We start from the raw sequence: 17,933 nt of genomic DNA, 5'->3' as shown, positions 1-17,933 counted from the left end.
TGAAATGACGTGCTGCCACGCCTCGGACTGGATCAGGATCCGCCGAAGACGGCCAGCACCACCTTCCCCAGCAAGGAGTCGATCCCGAACACGATCCCGACCATGATCACGACAAAGACGAGAACCACGGTCGTGTAGCTGATCAGATCGTTGCGCCGGGGCCAGATGACCTTGCGGAGCTCGGCGACGACCTGACGATAGAAAACAGCGGGAGAGGTGCGCTTGGCCTTCTTCTCACCGCTCGGCTTGCCTGGCTTTCCAGCGGTCTCGCCGCGGGTGTCGATCGCCACAGTCCTCACCTGATCCGTCGTGTCCATCGCATCTTGCGGCGCGCTTTAACGCCATTGGTGCGCGGACCGCACTCCGCAGGGCACGAGGGACTCGAACCCCCAACCGCCGGTTTTGGAGACCGGTGCGCTACCAATTGCGCTAGTGCCCTAAGCCGTGCACCACAATACCCGAGAAACGCTTGAGTTCAGCCGTACGTTCCTCGGTCATGGTCCACTAGACGGTGCAGTCTACGGGGGAAAGCCCCCTTCGTCGAACCACTATGGTCCACGCGGCTCAAAGGTATCGCGTGGAAGTGTCCGGATCCCGGATACGGAGGGGAAACCGCCGGGCGGGTCTGGAACGATGGTGGCCATGACCCGACCTCGCATCTCCGCGCGTATCTCCGCGATCTCCGAGTCCGCGACGCTCGCCGTGGACGCCCGGGCCAAGGCCATGAAGGCCGCCGGCCGCCCGGTCATCGGCTTCGGCGCAGGCGAGCCCGACTTCCCGACCCCCGACTACATCGTCGAGGCGGCCGTCGAGGCGTCCAGGAACCCCCGGTTCCACAAGTACACGCCGGCCGGCGGGCTGCCCGAGCTCAAGCAGGCCATCGCGGACAAGACGCTGCGCGACAGCGGGTTCGAGGTCGCCGCCTCGCAGGTCCTGGTCACCAACGGCGGCAAGCAGGCCGTCTACGAGGCGTTCGCCACGCTGCTCGACCCGGGCGACGAGGTCATCGTCATCGCCCCCTACTGGACGACGTACCCCGAGGCGATCAAGCTGGCCGGCGGCGTCCAGGTCGACGTGGTGACCGACGAGACCACGGGTTACCTCGCCTCCGTCGAGCAGCTCGAGGAGAAGTTGACGGACCGCACCAAGGTCCTTCTGTTCGTCTCGCCCTCCAACCCGACCGGTGCGGTCTACACCCCGGCGCAGGTGGAGGAGATCGGCCGCTGGGCGCTGGACCAGGGCCTGTGGGTCGTCACCGACGAGATCTACGAGCACCTCGTGTACGGCGACGCCGTCTTCTCCAGCATCGCCACGGCCGTGCCGGAGCTTCGTGAGCGGGTCGTCGTGCTGAACGGCGTGGCCAAGACCTACGCGATGACCGGCTGGCGGGTGGGCTGGATGATCGGCCCGGCCGATGTCGTCAAGGCCGCGACCAACCTGCAGTCGCACGCGACGTCCAACGTCGCGAACGTCTCGCAGGCCGCCGCCCTCGCCGCCGTCACCGGCGACCTGTCGGCCGTCGCACAGATGCGTGAGGCGTTCGACCGCCGCCGCCAGACGATGGTCCGGATGCTCAACGAGATCCCCGGCGTCCTGTGCCCCGAGCCGCTGGGCGCGTTCTACGCCTACCCCTCGGTCAAGGCGCTGCTGGGCAAGGAGCTGCGCGGCAGGCGCCCGCAGACGTCGGCCGAGCTCGCCGAGCTCATCCTCGAGGAGGCCGAGGTCGCCCTCGTCCCCGGCGAGGCGTTCGGCACGCCCGGCTACTTCCGCCTGTCCTACGCGCTGGGCGACGACGACCTGGCCGAGGGTGTCAGCCGGGTCGCCAAGCTCCTCGGCGAGGCCCACTGATCCGCACCGTCTGATCACACCGTCTGATCACTACGAGAAAGGCCCGGGCGTGGCGCCCGGGCCTTTCCGCTGTCTACGCGACCGCTGTCTACGCGACCGTCCGCAAGACCTCGGCCCCATGCCCGCTGCCGGGCACGCAGGCCCCGCAGACCGGAATCGCGGTGCGGGGCGGGGTGGTGCTTCGCCCCGGCCGGGAACTCGTCGAAGGCCGCTTCGTCTTCATCGGTCATGAGCTCCCCTCACGCTCGTCTACAACGCGTGAGGCAGGCACGAGGTGGACAAGCGGATACGGCAGGATGTGGAGATGCCGCGCCCACTCGACAAGCTCCCCAAGGCTCACCTGCACCTGCACTTCACCGGCTCGATGCGGCATTCCACGCTCATCGAGCTCGCGCGCGAGCACGGCGTCCATCTGCCCGACGCCCTCGAGCAGGACTGGCCTCCCCAACTGCGGGCGACCGACGAGCGGGGCTGGTTCCGCTTCCAGCGGCTCTACGACATCGCCAGATCGGTCCTCAGAAGACCCGAGGACGTCTACCGACTGTTGCGGGAGGCGGCGCAGGACGAGGCCAGAGAGGGCTCACGCTGGCTCGAGATCCAGGTCGACCCGTCCGGATACGCCCATCGGTTCGGCGGGCTGACCTCGACCCTGGAGCTCTTCCTCGACGCCGCCGACAGGGCGGCCGCGACCTCGGACCTCGGCATCGCGGTGATCGTGGCGGCCAATCGCACGCGCCATCCCCTCGACGCCCGCACCCTCGCACGCCTGGCCTCGCAGTACACGGGGAAGGGCGTGGTGGGCTTCGGGCTGTCCAACGACGAGCGCCGCGGCCGCGCCAGGGACTTCGACGGTGCGTTCCGCATCGCCAAGCGGGCGGGACTGCTGGCCGTACCGCACGGTGGCGAGCTCCTGGGAGCGGCCAGCGTCGCCGAATGCGTCGACGATCTCGAGGCGGACCGCGTCGGCCACGGCGTGCGGGCGGCGGAGTCGCCGCGCCTGATGGAACGGCTGGCCGACCGGCAGGTCGCCTGCGAGGTCTGCCCGTTGTCGAACGTCGGCCTCGGCGTCGCCGAGCGGCCGGAGGACGTGCCCGTGCGGCGGCTGTTCGACGCGGGAGTCCCGATCGCCCTGGGCGCCGACGACCCGCTGCTGTTCGGGGCGCGGCTGGTGCCGCAGTACGAGCTCGCCCGCGAGACCTACGGCTTCAGCGACGCTGAGCTGGCGGAGCTGGCCCGGCAGTCGATCCGTTCGTCGGCCGCGCCCGAGCCGACGAAGAAGGAGCTCTCCGGCGAGATCGACGCCTGGCTCGCCGCACCGGCGGAGTGACCCGCCCGACCGGGCCGATCGCCGGGGAGGTCACCGGGTCGAGTTCGCGATCCTGAGGGCCTCTTCCTTGTCGGCGCCCTCCAGGCGGAGCCCGACGCCGTCGCGCTGCCAGATGAGCGTGGGACCCGCGACCCTGTCCTGCGTCGGCGGGCCGCCGTTCTTGGGCATGTAGGAGACGCCGTGCGGCTGCTGGATCCACCAGCCGCGGACGGTCGGCACATCCTCGGGCCAGGGCTCGCCGAGATCCTTGCGGAACACCACGTCCAGCGTCCCGTCGTACTCGTCGAGCCGCAGGCCGGGCCACAGCAGCGTCACGACCCTCCCGCCGTCGGACACCCGGACGTCCGCCGGATCGCCCAGGGCGGCGGGCACCGCGACGGGGAACGCGACCGCCTGCCGGGCCTCGTCGAGCGTGACCCGCCTCTCGGACGGCAGGGGGCTCGCGACGCCGGTCGGCAGCGGTCCGGGTTCGCCGACCCTGATCTCGACGCCCGCGAACCTGAGGACGGACACGACAGCTGCCCGGCCCTGGGGCGTGGCCCCGATCAGCACGGCGAGGAACACCACCACGGCCGCGACGGCCTTTCGCGGCGAGAGCCGTACCCGGGGGAAGAGACCCTGCCGGCGTGAGCGGGCGCCCTGCTCGGACGGGGCCTCCAGTCGGGCGCGTACGGCGCGGGCGACGGCGTCGGGCGGCGGCGCGGGGGCGTGCAGCGTCTCGCCGAGCGCGCGAAGGTCGGCCTCCAGCTCGTCGAAACGATCGTCGGAGCGGTCGCCCGGACGGTCAGGGGAGGAGCTCACGGCCCACCTCCTCTCGCAGGCGCCGAAGTCCGCGGAACGTCCGCGACTTCACCGTGCCGAGCCGTACTCCGAGGACCTCGGCGGTCTCCACCTCGGACAGCTGTAAGAAATACCGGCAGACCACTGCCTCACGTTCCCGATCAGGCAGGTTCCGCACCGCCTGGAGGAGGCGGCCGCCGCCGTCGGCGGTGACCACGATCCCCTCCGGGGTCTGCGGCCCCTCCTGTTCCCGCTCCTGGCCGAGGCGGGCCGCCAGGTCGGCACGGCGGCCGCGGGACCGGGTGAGATTGTGGGTCTCGTTCGCGACGATGCGCAGCAGCCACGGCCGGAAGGCCGCCTCACGCCGGAAACCCCGCAGGTGGCGGAACGCCTTGACGAACGCCTCCTGGACGACGTCCTCGGCCTCGTCACCCGCGCCGAGCAGGCTCGCCGTACGGTGCGCGGCCGCGCTGTAGCGGGCGACCAGCACCTCATAGGCATCCAGGTCGCCGGCCAGCGCTCGGGTTATGGCCTCGTCGTCATCCATCGGATCAAACGTTCGCGAAATGACGCTGCAGCCTAGTACGACGAATCGAACTGTGGCTAATGGGAGGGCACTACACTTTCCAGAACCCCGTCAGACCGCGTAAACGAGGATCGAATGTCTGGGTACGACCGCGTAGTCCAACCCGCCGCCGGAGACGAGGCCCTGGAGAACCACCTGGGTGGGGATGAGGCCAAGAATTACCGGCAGTACGAGTTCGACATGGTCGCCCCCCATGTCGGACGGTCGATGCTGGAGATCGGCTCGGGTCTCGGCCACTTCGCCGAGCAGTTCCTCCCGAGGCTCGACCGGCTCGTCGTGAGCGACTTCGATCCCTACTGCGTCGACCAGCTCGGAAAGCGGTTCGAGGGCCGTGACGACATCTCCGTGCTGCAGTTCGGCCTGCCGACCGAGATCCCGCTGACCGACCCCGTGGACACCGTCGTCATGATGAACGTCCTCGAGCACATCGAAGAGGACGTCGAGGCGCTCAGGTCGCTCGCCAAGGTCACCGCGCCCGGCGGCCGGATCATCATCTGGGTGCCCGGATACATGCAGCTGTACGGGGACTTCGACCGCAAGGTCGGCCACGTCCAGCGCTACACGCCCAAGACCCTGGGAGCCACGGTCGCCGGAGCGGGCCTCGAAGCCGAGGTGCTCAAGCCGATCAACTTCCTGGGCGGCATCGCCTGGTGGGCCGCCGTGCGCCGTGGCGGCGTGGGTTACCCGGACCCGCGGCTCGTCAAGATCTACGACCGGACCGTCGTGCCCGCCACGCGTTTCATCGAGCGCCTGATCCGGCCTCCGTTCGGCCAGACCGTCTTCTGCGTCGCCCGCGTCCCGCGGTAATCCGGCCTATACCAGAGCTGGCTACTCACTAGTAGTAACCAGGCGTAACGTCATAGTCATCGACCGCCTTTGGAGGCCGCGATGACCGATTACGCCAAGGCACGGGAAGTCGCCGAGCAGGCCCGTGAGAAGGAATGGGCCAGGCCGAGCTTCGGGAAGCAGCTTTTCCTCGGCGACTTCAGACTCGATCTCGTCCATCCGGCACCCCGGCTGAGCGAGCAGGAGACCGAGAAGGGCGAGGACTTCCTCCGCGCGCTGCGGAGCTTCCTTCAGGACAAGGTCGATCCGGCGCTCATCGAGCGGACCGCCGTCGTGCCGGACGAGGTGATCAAGGGCCTGGTCGCGCTCGGCACATTCGGGATGACGATCGACGAGGAGTACGGCGGGCTCGGGCTGAGCCACACCTACTACACGCGGGCGCTGCAGCTCACCGCGTCGTACTCCCCCGCGCTCAGCGCGCTGCTGTCGGCGCACCAGTCCATCGGCGTGCCCCAGCCGGTGCGCCTGTTCGGGACGCCCGAGCAGAAGCAGCGGTTCCTGCCTCGATGCGCCCGCGGCGAGATCTCCGCGTTCCTGCTGACGGAACCCGACGTGGGCTCCGACCCGGCGCGGCTGGCCACGACCGCGGTGCGCGAGGGCGACACCTACGTCATCGACGGCGTCAAGTTGTGGACGACCAACGGCGTCGTGGCCGACCTGCTCGTCGTGATGGCCAGGACCGGTTCGAAGATCTCCGCGTTCGTGGTCGAGGCCGACTCTCCGGGCATCACCGTGGAGCGCCGCAACTCCTTCATGGGCCTGCGCGGCATCGAGAACGGCGTCACGAGGTTCCACCAGGTCCGCGTGCCGGCCGACAATCTCATCGGCCGGGAGGGCCAGGGCCTGAAGATCGCCCTGACCACGCTGAACACCGGCCGCCTCTCACTCCCGGCCACATGCGCCGGCACCGCGAAGTGGGCCACGAAGATCGCCAGGGAGTGGGCGTCGGAACGCGTGCAGTGGGGTCGGCCCATCGGCGAGCACGAGGCGGTCGCACACAAGATCTCCTTCATCACCTGTACGGCCTACGCCCTCGAAGCGGTCGTCGAGCTGGCCGGGCGGCTGGCCGACGACGAGCGCAACGACATCCGCATCGAGGCCGCCCTGGCCAAGCTGTACGGCTCGGAGATGGCCTGGCAGGTCGCCGACGAGCTGGTGCAGATCCGGGGTGGGCGGGGGTACGAGACCGCCGAGTCGCTCCACGCCCGCGGCGAGCGAGGTGTCCCCGCCGAACAGATGCTGCGTGACCTGCGGATCAACCGCATCTTCGAGGGCTCCACCGAGATCATGCACCTGCTGATCGCCCGGGAGGCCGTGGACGCGCACCTGTCGGTCGCGGGCGGCCTGATCGATCCGAAGGCCGATCTCCGGGCCAAGGGGCGGGCGGCCACCAAGGCGGGCGGCTTCTACGCCAAATGGCTGCCGAGCCTGCTCGCCGGACCGGGACAGCTGCCGACGGCCTACTCCGAGTTCGGCGCGCTCGCCCACCACCTGCGGTACGTCGAGCGGACCAGCCGCAAGCTGGCGCGGGCCACCTTCTACGGCATGTCCCGCTGGCAGGGGAAGCTCGAGCACAAGCAGGGCTTCCTGTCCCGGATCGTCGACATCGGCGCCGAACTGTTCGCCATGACGGCGGTCTGCGTCCGCGCCCAGGAGGACGCCGCCCACCTCGGCCGCCGGCCGTACGAGATCGCGGACACCTTCTGCGACCAGGCGCGGCTGCGGGCCGAGGGCCTGTTCGCCCGGCTGTGGGACAACTCCGACTCCCGCGACGTACGGCTGGCCAGGCTCGTCCTGGACGGGCGCTACACGTTCGTGGAGGACGGAATCCTCGACCCCTCGCTTGACGGCCCCTGGATCGCCCCGGCCACACCGGGGCCCACCGAGGCCGAGGACGTCCACCGGCACGTCCGCTGACGTCCGGCACCGGATGACCGGGGTGGCCGCCTCGTGGTCGCGGGGCGGCCTTCCCGTACGTCACCCCGGATGGAAAACCTGTTGGTGGGAACCGGCCGCCTTGTTACGGTCGGACCCATGTGGATTCTGTACCGCGACCGCTGATCAGCCCGAGTCGGCTGATCACGCGCGACTCAGCTCTCTGGCCTGTCCTTCCTGACGCGGCAGCTGAGTGAACGGCACCTCGGTGCCGCGTTCTCGTCGTCCGAGGAGATCCCACATGCGAACCCGACCATCCGGCAAGCAGGACAAGAACCTGCCCGACATCTCTCAGCCGCGGCGCGGCCGCCCGGCGATGCCCGGCCGTGCACTGCCGCCCCGGCAGCCCGTCCGCCCGATGCGGCAGCCACGCCGGCTGCCGCGGTCCAAGTGACGCGCCACGCGTGAAGACGCGGGCACTCGTGGATCACCACGGGTGCCCGCGACATGGACCGCCCGGGAAAGAGTGAAGGGCACCCGCCGACCTGGGTGCCCTTCACGTACTGGGATACGGCCACGCTACAGCCGTACGAAGATCAGAGACGTTCGATGATGGTGACGTTTGCCTGCCCGCCACCCTCGCACATCGTCTGCAGGCCGTAACGGCCGCCGGTGCGCTCGAGTTCGTGCAGGAGCTTGGTCATCAGGATCGCGCCGGTTCCGCCGAGCGGGTGTCCGAGGGCGATCGCGCCGCCGTTCGGGTTCGTCCGCTCCGGGTCGGCACCGATCTCCTTGAGCCAGGCGAGAGGCACCGGGGCGAACGCCTCGTTGATCTCGATGACGTCGATGTCGCCGATGCTCAGCCCGGCCTTCTTCAGCGCCTTGTGGGTCGCCGGAATGGGAGCCGTGAGCATGTACACGGGGTCGTCGCCCGTGAGCGCCAACGTGACGATCCGGGCGCGCGGGGTCAGGCCGTGGTCGCGCACCGCCTGCTCGGAGGCGATCAGCAGGGCGCCTGAACCATCCGAGATCTGCGACGACGTCGCCGCGGTGATCTTCCCGTCGGGGCGGAGGGTCTTGAGTTCGGCCATCTTCTCCAGCGTCGTGTCCGGCCGGGGCCCCTCGTCGTCCTCGACCCCGTTGAGAGGGGCGATCTGGTCCTTGAAGTAGCCGTTCGCGACGGCCTTGGCGGCCCGCTGGTGGCTTTCGTAGGCGTACTGATCCAGCTGCTCCCGGCTCAGCTCCCACTTGTCGGCCATCAACTCAGCGCCGCGGAACTGGCTGATCTCCTGCTTGCCGTACCGCTCGACCCACTTGTCGCCGAAGGGGAACGGCATGCCCTTCTCCAGCGCCATCGTGATGCTCGCCCCCATCGGGACGATCGACATCGACTCGACGCCGGCGGCCACGACGAGATCCTGCGTGCCGGACAGCACGCCCTGCGCCGCGAAGTGGATCGCCTGCTGCGACGAGCCGCACTGCCTGTCGATGGTGACGCCCGCGACGGTCTCCGGGAGCCCCGCGCTCAGCCAGGCGTTGCGGGCGATGTCCATCGACTGCGGGCCCACCTGCATGACGCAGCCCATGATCACGTCTTCCACCGCGGAGGGGTCGACGCCGGTGCGCTCGACGAGTGCCGAGAGAGTGTGCGCGGCCAGATCCGTGGGGTGGACGGTGGACAGCCCGCCCTTCTTCTTGCCGACCGGGGTACGAACCGCCCCGACGATGTACGCCTCTGCCACAGTGCCCTCCAGAAGAAACCGAGCATTGTTCGGTTAGTGAGAGATTACCTCAGAACCTCCATCGACGGGTGTCCGGCTACACCACGTTTCGGTCGGATAAGGATGGTTTGGGCGCCGTGCTCGCAGGAGTCACCGCTGCCCGGCATAGCGCCCAGGAAGGACGTCCTCCGCCTCGACGAGCTGGAAGCCGCCCTGGTCGGTGGCGATTCCCTGAAGGCGGTTCGCGAGCACGAGGGCCACCGCGGCCCGCTCCACCAGTGCCGTGTCGTCGGCGCCCTCATCGACACCGTCATCGGCGTCCTCATCGGCGCCTTCGTCCGCGACTTCGCCGACCGTGTCATCAGCCGCTGTGTCATCGGCGTCCGCGCCCACCACGCCGGCACCGTCCGTGTCGTCACCGGCCACGGTCTCGGCGTCTCCCGTCTCGCCGTCCACGCTCTCAGCGTCGGCGCTCTCAGCGTCGGCGCTCTCAGCGTCGGCGATCTCGGCGTCGGCCTCGGGCCCACCCGTGGTCGTCGCATTCTCCGACGAGGTCTCCGCCTCGGGCTCGGCCGCGTTCTCCGCTCCGGTCCCGGCCGTGGCGGCCTCCTCGGCTTCCTCGGCCTCTGCGGCTCCCGTGGCCTCCTCGGCTGCCGCGGTCCGGCCGCCGAATGCGGCCAGAGCCGCCTCGTCGATCGCGGACACCCGCATGATCACGATCTCCGTCAGGTACGGCCAGTGCGCCTTGGCGGCCGGCGGGATCCTGTTGCCCTCCTCGAGGGTGATCATCATGTCGGCGCCCGCGTAGACATCGGTCACCACCCCGCCGTCCACCGTGATGTGGACGACGCCGTCGGCGGGCTCACCGTCCGGCCGGCCGCCGGCGTCCGCCGCCGGGCGAAGCACCTCGCCAAGGAGCGAGACGACCTCTTCGGGAGACGGCGCCGCAGGCAGGTAGACGCGCACGGTGCGCAGGTCGCTGTCGGCGAGGTCGGTCGGCTCCCCGCGGCACATGGACCATCCGCCGAGGCGATAGGCGACGCCCTCGGCCAGGCTCTTGTCGAAGTAGTCCATCGGCAACTGGGTCTCGGCGGACAGCCTGCAGGCCCACACCTGCTCCTCGCCCGTCACCCCGAGCTTGCTTGAGGTCTCACCGTCCAGCTCGATCGCGGCAAGGATTCGCGACCCGCCCGCCAGGATGTCGTCGCCGTCGAGACGTGCGTCCGGATCCGCCAGCTGGGCGATCGCCAGCAGGGTCTTGGGATCCGGCTTTTCGGGCAGCAGCGCCGTAGGTCCCGTACGCAACCGGCCCGGCAGCAGAAGATTCGTCAACCAGCCCACAGGGTCCTCCTCGTGAAGATTCGAAGAGACGATAGCCCCCGGGAATCACGTCCCACGGGCCCTTACCGGAACCGGCCAGCGCTCAGGACTTCCCCACAGCAGGGCGCGTGCCGGTCATCAACGCATAAACGATGATGTTATCCACATAGTGACCAGTCGTCTGGTTATATGTGCCGCCGCACGTGATGAGTCGCAGCTCCGCGTCGTCCCTCGGCCCGTACACGCGGTCGGTGGGAAAGGTCTGCTTGTTCGCCTGCTCGACGCCGCCCACCGTGAAGATCGCCGTCGTCCCGTCGAGACGGACCACCTCGATCTTGTCGCCGTTGCGGATCTCGTGGAGACGGGTGAACACGGCCGACCGCGTGACGGTGTCCTTGTGCCCGAGCATCACGGCGGGGCCGGCCTCTCCCGCGGTGGGACCGCCCCGGTACCACCCGACCAGGTTGGAATCGTTGATCGACGGCGTCTCGATGGCGCCGCTCTTGTCCGTGCCGACCGATTCGACCGGAGCGTTGACGCCCAATCGGGGAATGATCAGCCGCTTCGGCGTCGACGGCAGCATCGGCGCGGCCGCGGGATCGGCCGGGCGTGGCGGCGGCGCAGTGGGGTCCGCCTGGCTCAGCGGGGCCGCGCCACCGGGCCCGACCGTCGGAGCCAGCGCCTGCACCTTCAGCGCGGAGCGCGCCGGGGACTCGTACTCCTCAGGCGACCTCAGGATGAGGACGAGCCCGAAGACGATGGTCACCACACCTGCCACGGCGGCGACGAGAAGCGTCCCGCGCAGCACCGCCGGACCGCCGCCCGACGGCCCTTCCGCCTCGGGCCAGGGCTCCTGCTGGGGCAGGATGACGGGCTGGAAGAACTGCGGCGGCGGGCCGTACACAGGGTATGGATGATCCGCCGTCATCCGCGGATCGACCGGCGGCCCCGCCTGCCCGGCCGGGCCCTCCCGTCGTCCTTTTCGCCCGCTCACGGCTCCGTCCCTGACGCCGTCTGCCGCTAGTGCCGTACGGCACGGCGGCGGGTGCGGAGCAGGAGCCCGCCACCCGCGGCGGCCAGGACGAGCACTGATCCAGATAGGACGAGGACACGCCCGTCAGGCCCCGCGTCGGCGCCGCCGCCCGTGGCGGCCCCGCCTTCCGGCGTCTCGCTCACCTGGGCGGTCACCGTCTCATAGACGGTCCGCGTCGCCACCGGGGTCACCTTGATCGACAGGGCCGCGGGGCTGGTGTTCGCCGCCGCCGTCGTCGATATCGAGCAGTCGTACCAGGTCGCCGGGGTGCCGTCGGCCGGGCCCACCTTCAGCGTGAACGCGTCGGCCTTGACCCCGACCGTGCCGGTCGCGGTCGGCGTGATCACCGCCGTCAGCGTCGGCAGGGGGACGGCGGACCCACTGGGGACGGCCGTGCCCGGAGTTCCCGTCGCGGTCGCCTGGATCGTCTTCTTCGCGCTCGAACCCGGCCCGGAGACCACCAGGTCGCCGACGATGACGATGCGGTCCGTGGTGGCGATCTCCGTGGGCGCCGTGATGATCTCCTCGGTGCCGGACGGCTGCTGGTTCGTCCAGGTCAGCGTGACCGCCTGTGAGGGCGTGACGCCGGACGGCCCGCTCAGCGCGGCGGTGAGATCGGGCGAGGCCGTCGCGGTCGCCGGAGCCGACGGAAGGCAGACATAGGCCACGGTCCTGGTGTCGGCACTGGCGCCGATCGCGGACAGACCTCCGATGAGGACCACCGCACCGGCCACTCCGGCCGCGGACGCTCCGATGACCGTTCGACGTCGTGCCTGCGATCTCCGCACCGACCCGTCTCCCATCCAGTGCCCCGTATCGACAGCCGCACCGGGATTCCACCGTACGGTCATGACCCGGTAGAGATCCTATGTACTGCGACCCCGGATCGCCGCCCCACACGGCAAATCCGGCTCCCATTTCCTCACGATCCGGTCAACTCCGTCCACCCGCGTTCGCGGGGAACCTTCGCGACGGCCCCGGTGTATCAGGACCGGAGGTGCTCAGATGAGACGACTACTGGTGGCACTCGGCACGATGGCGATGATCTTCGCCTTGACCCTTCCCGCCCACGCGCAGACCCGTGCGGGCGGCTGGGCGACGACCGAACTCGATCCACTGCCCGACAAGCTCGTGGCCGGCAAGGCGTACACGATCGGATACTGGGTCCTCCAGCACGGGACCCATCCGTTCGACGTCGCCGGAAATGAGCTCGGCCCGACCGGTCTGCGCCTGATCAGCACGTCGGGCGGAACCACGCTGAACTTCACCGGCACGCCCCTCCCCGAGCCGGCCCACTACGTGGTGACCATCAAGATCCCGGACGGCCAATGGCGGCTCCAGGGCATCCAGGGGATCTTCATGCCGTACGACATCGGAACCATGGACATCCCAGGCGGGCTGGCCCTGGCCCCGCCGCAGTTCGTGATAGGCGTCGGCACCGAGGTCGTCGACTACTGGGGATCGATCAAGCCTCCGGGCTTCCCGTGGGACGGCACGGTCACCTCGTCCCGACCGCCCGCTCCTCCCGCCACCGTCGCACCAGTGGCCGGCGAACTCCCGCAGCCCGCAGCCGCTCCGGCGGCACCCGCGTCCCCCAAGGCGGAGGCCGCCGCCGGCGAGTCCTCGCCGTACCTGCTGGTCCTCACAGCCGTGCTGGCCATCGGCGCGACGCTCCTCGTCCAGCGCCTGGCCCGGGCACGGGTACGGCCGGGCCGCACGGCGGACTCCGGCCCCGGGGACGGCACGGCTCCTGACGACGGCGTCCCGGACGGCGCACGCACGTCTGACCACCAGGACGGAGCGGGCTCGCCGAGCCGCACCGAGGACGTGATCACCATCGGCAGGGAGTGACGACAGCAATCGACCCGCCGGTAACAGAATCGTATTCTGGTGACGGAATGACACCCCGAGCCGGAAGGCGTACCGATGCGGCGAGACCTCTTCGACGAGGAGCACCTGCTCTTCCGCGAGACCGTTCGTGAGTTCCTGACGCGCGAAGTGGTCCCGCACCACGCCCAGTGGGAGAAGGACGGCATCGTCCCCCGCGAGGTCTGGAAGAAGGCCGGCGAGCTGGGGATGTTCGGATTCTCCGTGCCCGAGGAGTTCGGCGGGGCCGGCATCACCGACTTCCGCTACAACGCGGTCGTCCTGGAGGAGATCACTCGCATCGGCGCGACCGGCCTGGGCTTCTCCCTGCACAACGACGTCATGGCCCCCTATTTCGTGGATCTGACGAACGAGGAGCAGAAGCAGCGCTGGCTGCCCGGGTTCGCCTCCGGAGAACTGATCACGGCCATCGCCATGACCGAGCCGGGGGCCGGAAGCGACCTGCAGGGCATCAGGACCACGGCCCTGCGCGAGGGCGACCACTACGTGGTGAACGGCCAGAAGACGTTCATCACGAACGGCATCAACTCCGACCTGGTGGTGGTCGTGGCCAAGACCGACCCGTCGGCCGGCGCGCGGGGCACGACGCTGCTCGTCGTCGAGCGCGGGATGGCGGGTTTCAGCCGAGGCCGGAACCTCGAGAAGATCGGCATGCACGCCCAGGACACCGCCGAGTTGTTCTTCGAGAACGTCCACGTGCCCGTCGCCAACCGGCTCGGCGACGAGGACGGCCAGGGCTTCGTCCAGCTGATGCACAACCTCCCGCAGGAGCGCCTGTCGATCGCGGTCGGCGCGGTGGCCGCCGCCGAGTCCGTACTCGAGACGACCATCGAGTACTGCAAGAGCCGCAAGGCCTTCGGCAAGAGCATCGGCCAATTCCAGAACACGAGGTTCCTGCTGGCCGAACTGGCCACGGAGGTGGAGATCGCCCGCCACTACGTGGACAAGTGCATCGTCGCGCTGAACGCCGGAGAGCTCACCGCCGTCGACGCCGCCAAGGCGAAGTGGTGGACCACCGAGCTGCAGACGAAGCTGATCGACCGCTGCCTCCAACTGCACGGCGGCTACGGCTACATGCTGGAGTACCCGGTAGCCAAGGCATGGCTGGACAGCCGCGTCCAGACGATCTACGGAGGGACCACAGAGATCATGAAGGAGATCATCGGCAGGTCGTTCGGCTTCTAGACCGGCCGGTACGGCTCCCGCTCAGCGGAACTGCTGACCCCAGACGGCCAGCATGACGAGCACGAAGACGATCATCACGCCCGCGTAGGCCACCGGGCTCAGCCGGAAGAACTTGCGGACCTTGTTCAGTAACCACGCGAACAGGAACGCCAGGAAGATCAGAAGGATGAGTCCGGAGTCCATGCTGATCAGTATGCGTTGGTTCCTGCTCGATCGCGGACCCTAGTCGCGACTGCTATCGAGGATGACCCGCGCGACGAGGGCGGGATCGTCGCTCATCGGCAGGTGACCGCACCCCGAGAGCAACATGACGCGTTCCTGCGACCACCGCGCCGCCCGCACCGCCTGGCGGCGCGGCAGCAGGCGGTCGTGCTCGCCCCAGGCGATGGTGATCGGCACCTTGGGCGGAGGAGGCGGCCCCATCCAGGCGCACGCGTCGAGGGTGGCGTCGAAACCCACGCACCCGCGCAGGGCCTCGACCGCCGCGAGCATCGCGTCGGCGGGAACCCGGGACGGTTTGGCCATCAGAAGCCCCAGCGCGACCGCCTTGCCCGCCTTCGAGGAGGCGAGCGCGGCGGCGCCCTCTCCGCGGGTGGCCTCCGCCGTGGCTCGCAACAACCGCAGGACCGTCCGCGCGTACAGGTGCTCCGTCCGCGACCAGAACCCGGCGGGCGAGAGTGCGGCGGCCGTGCAGACCACTCCGCGCGAGGCCATGTCCAACGCGATGTATCCGCCGAGCGAGTTGCCTGCGACATGCGGATCCTTCACACCGAGCCACGTCCAGAACTCCTCGACCGCCGTGCCCAGCGTCTCCGTGGTGTACGGCAGTCCGGCGGGCAGCGGCGGCGACTCCCCGAACCCGGGGAAGTCGACGGCGATGACGTCGTGCCGCTCGGCCAGCAACTCGAGAACGGGCCGCCACCCCTGCCGGTGATGCCCGATGCCGTGCAACAACACCAGCGGAGATCCGCTGCCGCGCCGGTCGTAGGCAAGCTCCATACCTGCGAGTCAAGCACCCGAAGCCGCCCGGAACCAGTAGGCGGGCACATTGAAGGGCGCGCTGATCAGCCACGATGACCTGCGGCGACGGATACATCCGTGGTCCGGCACCCGCCCGGCCGCACTGACGGGATCCGCGGACCGTCGCCGCGAGCCGACCCCGAAGGGCGACGCGGACCGTCCCCGAACCCGCATCGGGCCGGCGACGCGGACCGGTTCAGCGACCCCCGATGGGGATCTCGAACCAGACGGCCTTGCCCTCCCGGGTGGGACGGGAGCCCCAGCGCTTGGCCAGTTGGTCGACCAGGTAGAGACCGCGCCCGCCCTCGTCGTTCTCCCCCGCGCTGCGAATCCGGGGCAGGCGGAGATCCTGGTCGAAGACCTCGACCCAGATCGAATCCTTGCCGCGGCGCAGGCGGAGAGTGAACTCCTTGTCGCCGGCGATCTCCTCCTCGAAGCCCGGAACCTCCCAGGACTCGTCGAACGGCAGCGGCGGCCCGTCGAGCACGAGTTCCCTGCGGGGAATGCTCGCGCTGGCGGCATGGAGCACCACGTTGGTGACGACCTCGGACACGAGCAGGCAGGCGAGGTCGGCCCGCTCGTCCGGCACCTGCCAGTCGGAGAATGCCTCGGACGCCATCCGGCGCGCCTCGCTCACCATGATCGGCTGCGCGGGGAACGTGCGCTCCTCGACCTCGAGCTCCATCGCGACCGACCGGACGACCAGGATCGCCATGTCGTCGTCGATCTCGCCCGGGACGGCCACGGTCGCCGCGTCGGCGATCCGCTCGACGGGCTCCCCGGAGAGCTTGGCGACCTTCTCGGAGAGGATCCGCAGCGCCTCGTCGTCGCTGAGCGAGGGGGCCTCGGAGCCGCGGGCCGGCCGCCGGTCGACAAGTCCGTCGGTGTAGAGCAACAGGGTCGCGCCCGGCGGGAGCGTCCGCGTCTCCTCCTTGTAGACCAGGTCGGCGTGCACGCCCTTGGCGCGGACGCCGAGCGGCTGGCCGACCTCGGTGATGTCCAGCTCGGCGACGTTGCCGTCGACGATCAGCAGTGGCGGCGCGTGGCCGGCGTTGGCGAATGACAGCTGACGCGACCACGCGTCGTACACGAGGTACTGACAGGTGACGAGCGGAGGGTTGGTGATGTCGGCGCCGAAGTCGTCACGCTCGGGATGGGCGACGACCCTGGTCCACTCGTCGAGGCGGGCGAGGATGTCCGCCGGCGGCTTGTCATCCTGCGCGAACGCGCGCAACGCGGCCCTGAGCTGACCCATGACCGCCGCGGCCTTGGCTCCCCTGCCCTCGACGTCGCCTATCACGATGCCGACGCGGCCCGCCGACAGCGGGATCACGTCATACCAGTCGCCGCCGACCTGCGTCTGGATGCCCTGGCCGTGCGAGGCCAGCGGCGCCGCGGGGAAGTACCGGACGGCGATCTCCAGCCCGTCCAGCCGCGGGAGCTCGCGGGGCAGCAGATGCTTCTGGAACGACTCGGCCGTGTGCCGCTCCTCCTCGAACAGCAGGGCGTTGTCGACGGCCACCGCGACCCGGGTCGCGATCGCGCCCACGAAGTCGCGGTCGAAGGCGTCGTAGTGGGGCGAGCGCCGGTCGGTCAGGTTGGACAGGCCGAGGTACATGAGGCCGAGCATCTCGCCGCGTGCGCACAGGGGCGCCACGATGGCGGAGGTCATCCCGACCTCGCCGCAGATCCGGGCCGCCCCCTCGCTGGGAGACGGGAAGCTGACCTGGGAGAAGTCCTCGACCAGGATGGTCTCCTGGCGGCTCTGCGCGGTCTCCGCGTAGTGGCCGGGCGGATACTTGATCTCCTCGCCGACCGGCTTCCACGTGCCGGCGGGGGGCGTCCAGCCGTTGACGTGGGTGGAGACCTTTCGGATGAGCCGGTCGTTCTCGACCAGCTCGATGAAGCAGTGATCGGCGAACTGGGGAACCAGCATCTCGGCGACCCGGTTCAGCGTCTCCTCGACGTAGAGCGAGCCCGCGAGCCGTTCGCCGATGCGCTCCAGCAGGCCGAAACGATCCTTTTCCCGCTCGTTGCTCCGCATCGCCTCGCGCGCGGTGATCACGATCCCGGTGACGGACCCCGACTGGTGCCGCAGCGGCACGGCCTGCGCGCGGACGTAGATCATGGTGCCGTCGCCGCGGACGACGTCGAAGGTCCCCTCCCAGACACCGCCCCGCAACACGTGCTTGGCGAGCTCGACGGCGAGCGGGTGGTCCTTCTTCATGATGCCGAGGGACAGGAGGGACTCCCGGCCGGAGGTGGAGCCGGGGGTGCCGAACAACTGCTCGGCGAAGGGATTCCAGTAGAGGACGTTGCTGAAACGGTCGGTGACGACCACCGCCATCTCCGCCTGGTCCAGGACGGAGGCCGCGGTCAGATGGTCCGCGGTGTCCTGCGTCAGATCCCCCCAACGTTTCATCCCAGCACCACCCTTGGGAGTGGGACGTTCGTCATGCCGGCCACGGGCGCTCCTGGGGGGGTGGGGTGTCGCGGGAGAGGAGG

At 69.6% G+C, this 17,933-nt stretch carries 17 protein-coding genes and 1 tRNA gene; 7 read left to right on the top strand and 11 right to left on the bottom strand.

What is annotated here, in order from left to right:
* Positions 1-32 precede the first annotated feature (32 nt).
* Positions 33-290, bottom strand: a complete 258-nt coding sequence (secE, locus tag Pmi06nite_RS14120) for a preprotein translocase subunit SecE (RefSeq protein ID WP_239094956.1) — start codon at positions 288-290, stop codon at positions 33-35.
* 76 nt (positions 291-366) lie between these two features.
* Positions 367-439: transfer RNA gene (locus Pmi06nite_RS14115), tRNA-Trp, on the bottom strand.
* A gap of 203 nt (positions 440-642) precedes the next feature.
* Between Pmi06nite_RS14115 and Pmi06nite_RS14110 the strand changes: the two genes are divergently transcribed.
* Both Pmi06nite_RS14110 and Pmi06nite_RS14105 read left to right on the top strand, forming a co-directional pair.
* Positions 643-1,848 carry a pyridoxal phosphate-dependent aminotransferase gene (locus tag Pmi06nite_RS14110; RefSeq protein WP_203953425.1) on the top strand — a complete coding sequence of 402 codons (1,206 nt, stop codon included), beginning with the start codon at positions 643-645 and terminating at the stop codon, positions 1,846-1,848.
* Between the two features lie 304 nt (positions 1,849-2,152).
* Complete coding sequence (locus tag Pmi06nite_RS14105) at positions 2,153-3,175, top strand: adenosine deaminase (RefSeq protein WP_203953424.1); 1,023 nt, start codon at positions 2,153-2,155, stop codon at positions 3,173-3,175.
* A gap of 30 nt (positions 3,176-3,205) precedes the next feature.
* On the opposite strand, the gene Pmi06nite_RS14100 is transcribed toward Pmi06nite_RS14105, so the two are convergent.
* A complete protein-coding gene (locus Pmi06nite_RS14100) occupies positions 3,206-3,976 on the bottom strand; it encodes a hypothetical protein (protein ID WP_203953423.1) in 771 nt (256 codons plus the stop codon).
* A complete protein-coding gene (locus Pmi06nite_RS14095) occupies positions 3,960-4,502 on the bottom strand; it encodes an RNA polymerase sigma factor (RefSeq protein WP_203953422.1) in 543 nt (180 codons plus the stop codon). The genes Pmi06nite_RS14100 and Pmi06nite_RS14095 overlap by 17 nt, the downstream gene beginning before the upstream one ends.
* A gap of 114 nt (positions 4,503-4,616) precedes the next feature.
* Between Pmi06nite_RS14095 and Pmi06nite_RS14090 the strand changes: the two genes are divergently transcribed.
* The 3 genes from Pmi06nite_RS14090 (at position 4,617) to Pmi06nite_RS14080 (ending at position 7,716) form a co-directional block, all read left to right on the top strand.
* Entirely contained in the window at positions 4,617-5,348 is a 732-nt protein-coding gene (locus Pmi06nite_RS14090; RefSeq protein ID WP_203953421.1) for a class I SAM-dependent methyltransferase, read from the top strand.
* Positions 5,349-5,429: 81 nt separating this feature from the next.
* Positions 5,430-7,304 carry an acyl-CoA dehydrogenase family protein gene (locus Pmi06nite_RS14085; RefSeq protein ID WP_203953420.1) on the top strand — a complete coding sequence of 625 codons (1,875 nt, stop codon included), beginning with the start codon at positions 5,430-5,432 and terminating at the stop codon, positions 7,302-7,304.
* A 259-nt stretch (positions 7,305-7,563) separates the two neighbouring features.
* The gene (locus Pmi06nite_RS14080; protein WP_203953419.1) at positions 7,564-7,716 is read left to right on the top strand and encodes a hypothetical protein; all 153 of its coding nucleotides are present in this window, start codon (positions 7,564-7,566) and stop codon (positions 7,714-7,716) included.
* 142 nt (positions 7,717-7,858) lie between these two features.
* Here the strand turns inward: Pmi06nite_RS14080 and Pmi06nite_RS14075 are convergent, their stop codons facing one another.
* The 4 genes from Pmi06nite_RS14075 to Pmi06nite_RS14060 all read right to left on the bottom strand — a co-directional run bounded on the left by Pmi06nite_RS14075 (position 7,859) and on the right by Pmi06nite_RS14060 (position 12,124).
* A complete protein-coding gene (locus Pmi06nite_RS14075; RefSeq protein WP_203953418.1) occupies positions 7,859-9,004 on the bottom strand; it encodes an acetyl-CoA C-acetyltransferase in 1,146 nt (381 codons plus the stop codon).
* Between the two features lie 129 nt (positions 9,005-9,133).
* A complete protein-coding gene (locus Pmi06nite_RS14070) occupies positions 9,134-10,324 on the bottom strand; it encodes a hypothetical protein (RefSeq protein WP_203953417.1) in 1,191 nt (396 codons plus the stop codon).
* Positions 10,325-10,406: 82 nt separating this feature from the next.
* A complete protein-coding gene (locus Pmi06nite_RS14065) occupies positions 10,407-11,207 on the bottom strand; it encodes a class F sortase (RefSeq protein ID WP_239113892.1) in 801 nt (266 codons plus the stop codon).
* Positions 11,208-11,323: 116 nt separating this feature from the next.
* The gene (locus Pmi06nite_RS14060; protein WP_203953416.1) at positions 11,324-12,124 is read right to left on the bottom strand and encodes a hypothetical protein; all 801 of its coding nucleotides are present in this window, start codon (positions 12,122-12,124) and stop codon (positions 11,324-11,326) included.
* 217 nt (positions 12,125-12,341) lie between these two features.
* Here Pmi06nite_RS14060 and Pmi06nite_RS14055 point away from each other — a divergent pair, with 217 nt between their 5' ends.
* Both Pmi06nite_RS14055 and Pmi06nite_RS14050 read left to right on the top strand, forming a co-directional pair.
* Positions 12,342-13,187 carry a hypothetical protein gene (locus tag Pmi06nite_RS14055; RefSeq protein WP_203953415.1) on the top strand — a complete coding sequence of 282 codons (846 nt, stop codon included), beginning with the start codon at positions 12,342-12,344 and terminating at the stop codon, positions 13,185-13,187.
* A 75-nt stretch (positions 13,188-13,262) separates the two neighbouring features.
* Entirely contained in the window at positions 13,263-14,408 is a 1,146-nt protein-coding gene (locus Pmi06nite_RS14050; protein WP_203953414.1) for an acyl-CoA dehydrogenase family protein, read from the top strand.
* 21 nt (positions 14,409-14,429) lie between these two features.
* Here the strand turns inward: Pmi06nite_RS14050 and Pmi06nite_RS14045 are convergent, their stop codons facing one another.
* The 3 genes from Pmi06nite_RS14045 to Pmi06nite_RS14035 all read right to left on the bottom strand — a co-directional run bounded on the left by Pmi06nite_RS14045 (position 14,430) and on the right by Pmi06nite_RS14035 (position 17,850).
* On the bottom strand, positions 14,430-14,591 hold the full coding sequence (locus Pmi06nite_RS14045; protein ID WP_203953413.1) for a hypothetical protein: 162 nt from the start codon (positions 14,589-14,591) through the stop codon (positions 14,430-14,432).
* Between the two features lie 39 nt (positions 14,592-14,630).
* Entirely contained in the window at positions 14,631-15,407 is a 777-nt protein-coding gene (locus Pmi06nite_RS14040; protein ID WP_203953412.1) for an alpha/beta fold hydrolase, read from the bottom strand.
* A 217-nt stretch (positions 15,408-15,624) separates the two neighbouring features.
* On the bottom strand, positions 15,625-17,850 hold the full coding sequence (locus Pmi06nite_RS14035; protein ID WP_203953411.1) for an ATP-binding SpoIIE family protein phosphatase: 2,226 nt from the start codon (positions 17,848-17,850) through the stop codon (positions 15,625-15,627).
* Positions 17,851-17,933: the final 83 nt, after the last annotated feature.

It is taken from the genome of Planotetraspora mira (genome assembly GCF_016863275.1).
Lineage (GTDB): Bacteria > Actinomycetota > Actinomycetes > Streptosporangiales > Streptosporangiaceae > Planotetraspora > Planotetraspora mira.
The sequence above is the reverse complement of the archived record's forward strand: the minus strand, read 5'-3'. Positions and strand labels throughout refer to the sequence as shown.

What these genes read in the sequence shown, in the direction of transcription:
- Pmi06nite_RS14050 (WP_203953414.1), top strand. Translation starts at nt 13,263, where the DNA reads ATGCGGCGAGACCTCTTCGACGAGGAGCACCTGCTCTTCCGCGAGACC.
- Pmi06nite_RS14090 (WP_203953421.1), top strand. Translation starts at nt 4,617, where the DNA reads ATGTCTGGGTACGACCGCGTAGTCCAACCCGCCGCCGGAGACGAGGCC.
- Pmi06nite_RS14055 (WP_203953415.1), top strand. Translation starts at nt 12,342, where the DNA reads ATGAGACGACTACTGGTGGCACTCGGCACGATGGCGATGATCTTCGCC.
- Pmi06nite_RS14095 (WP_203953422.1), bottom strand. Translation starts at nt 4,502, where the DNA reads ATGGATGACGACGAGGCCATAACCCGAGCGCTGGCCGGCGACCTGGAT.
- Pmi06nite_RS14105 (WP_203953424.1), top strand. Translation starts at nt 2,153, where the DNA reads ATGCCGCGCCCACTCGACAAGCTCCCCAAGGCTCACCTGCACCTGCAC.
- Pmi06nite_RS14085 (WP_203953420.1), top strand. Translation starts at nt 5,430, where the DNA reads ATGACCGATTACGCCAAGGCACGGGAAGTCGCCGAGCAGGCCCGTGAG.
- Pmi06nite_RS14045 (WP_203953413.1), bottom strand. Translation starts at nt 14,591, where the DNA reads ATGGACTCCGGACTCATCCTTCTGATCTTCCTGGCGTTCCTGTTCGCG.
- Pmi06nite_RS14035 (WP_203953411.1), bottom strand. Translation starts at nt 17,850, where the DNA reads ATGAAACGTTGGGGGGATCTGACGCAGGACACCGCGGACCATCTGACC.
- Pmi06nite_RS14110 (WP_203953425.1), top strand. Translation starts at nt 643, where the DNA reads ATGACCCGACCTCGCATCTCCGCGCGTATCTCCGCGATCTCCGAGTCC.
- Pmi06nite_RS14080 (WP_203953419.1), top strand. Translation starts at nt 7,564, where the DNA reads ATGCGAACCCGACCATCCGGCAAGCAGGACAAGAACCTGCCCGACATC.
- Pmi06nite_RS14040 (WP_203953412.1), bottom strand. Translation starts at nt 15,407, where the DNA reads ATGGAGCTTGCCTACGACCGGCGCGGCAGCGGATCTCCGCTGGTGTTG.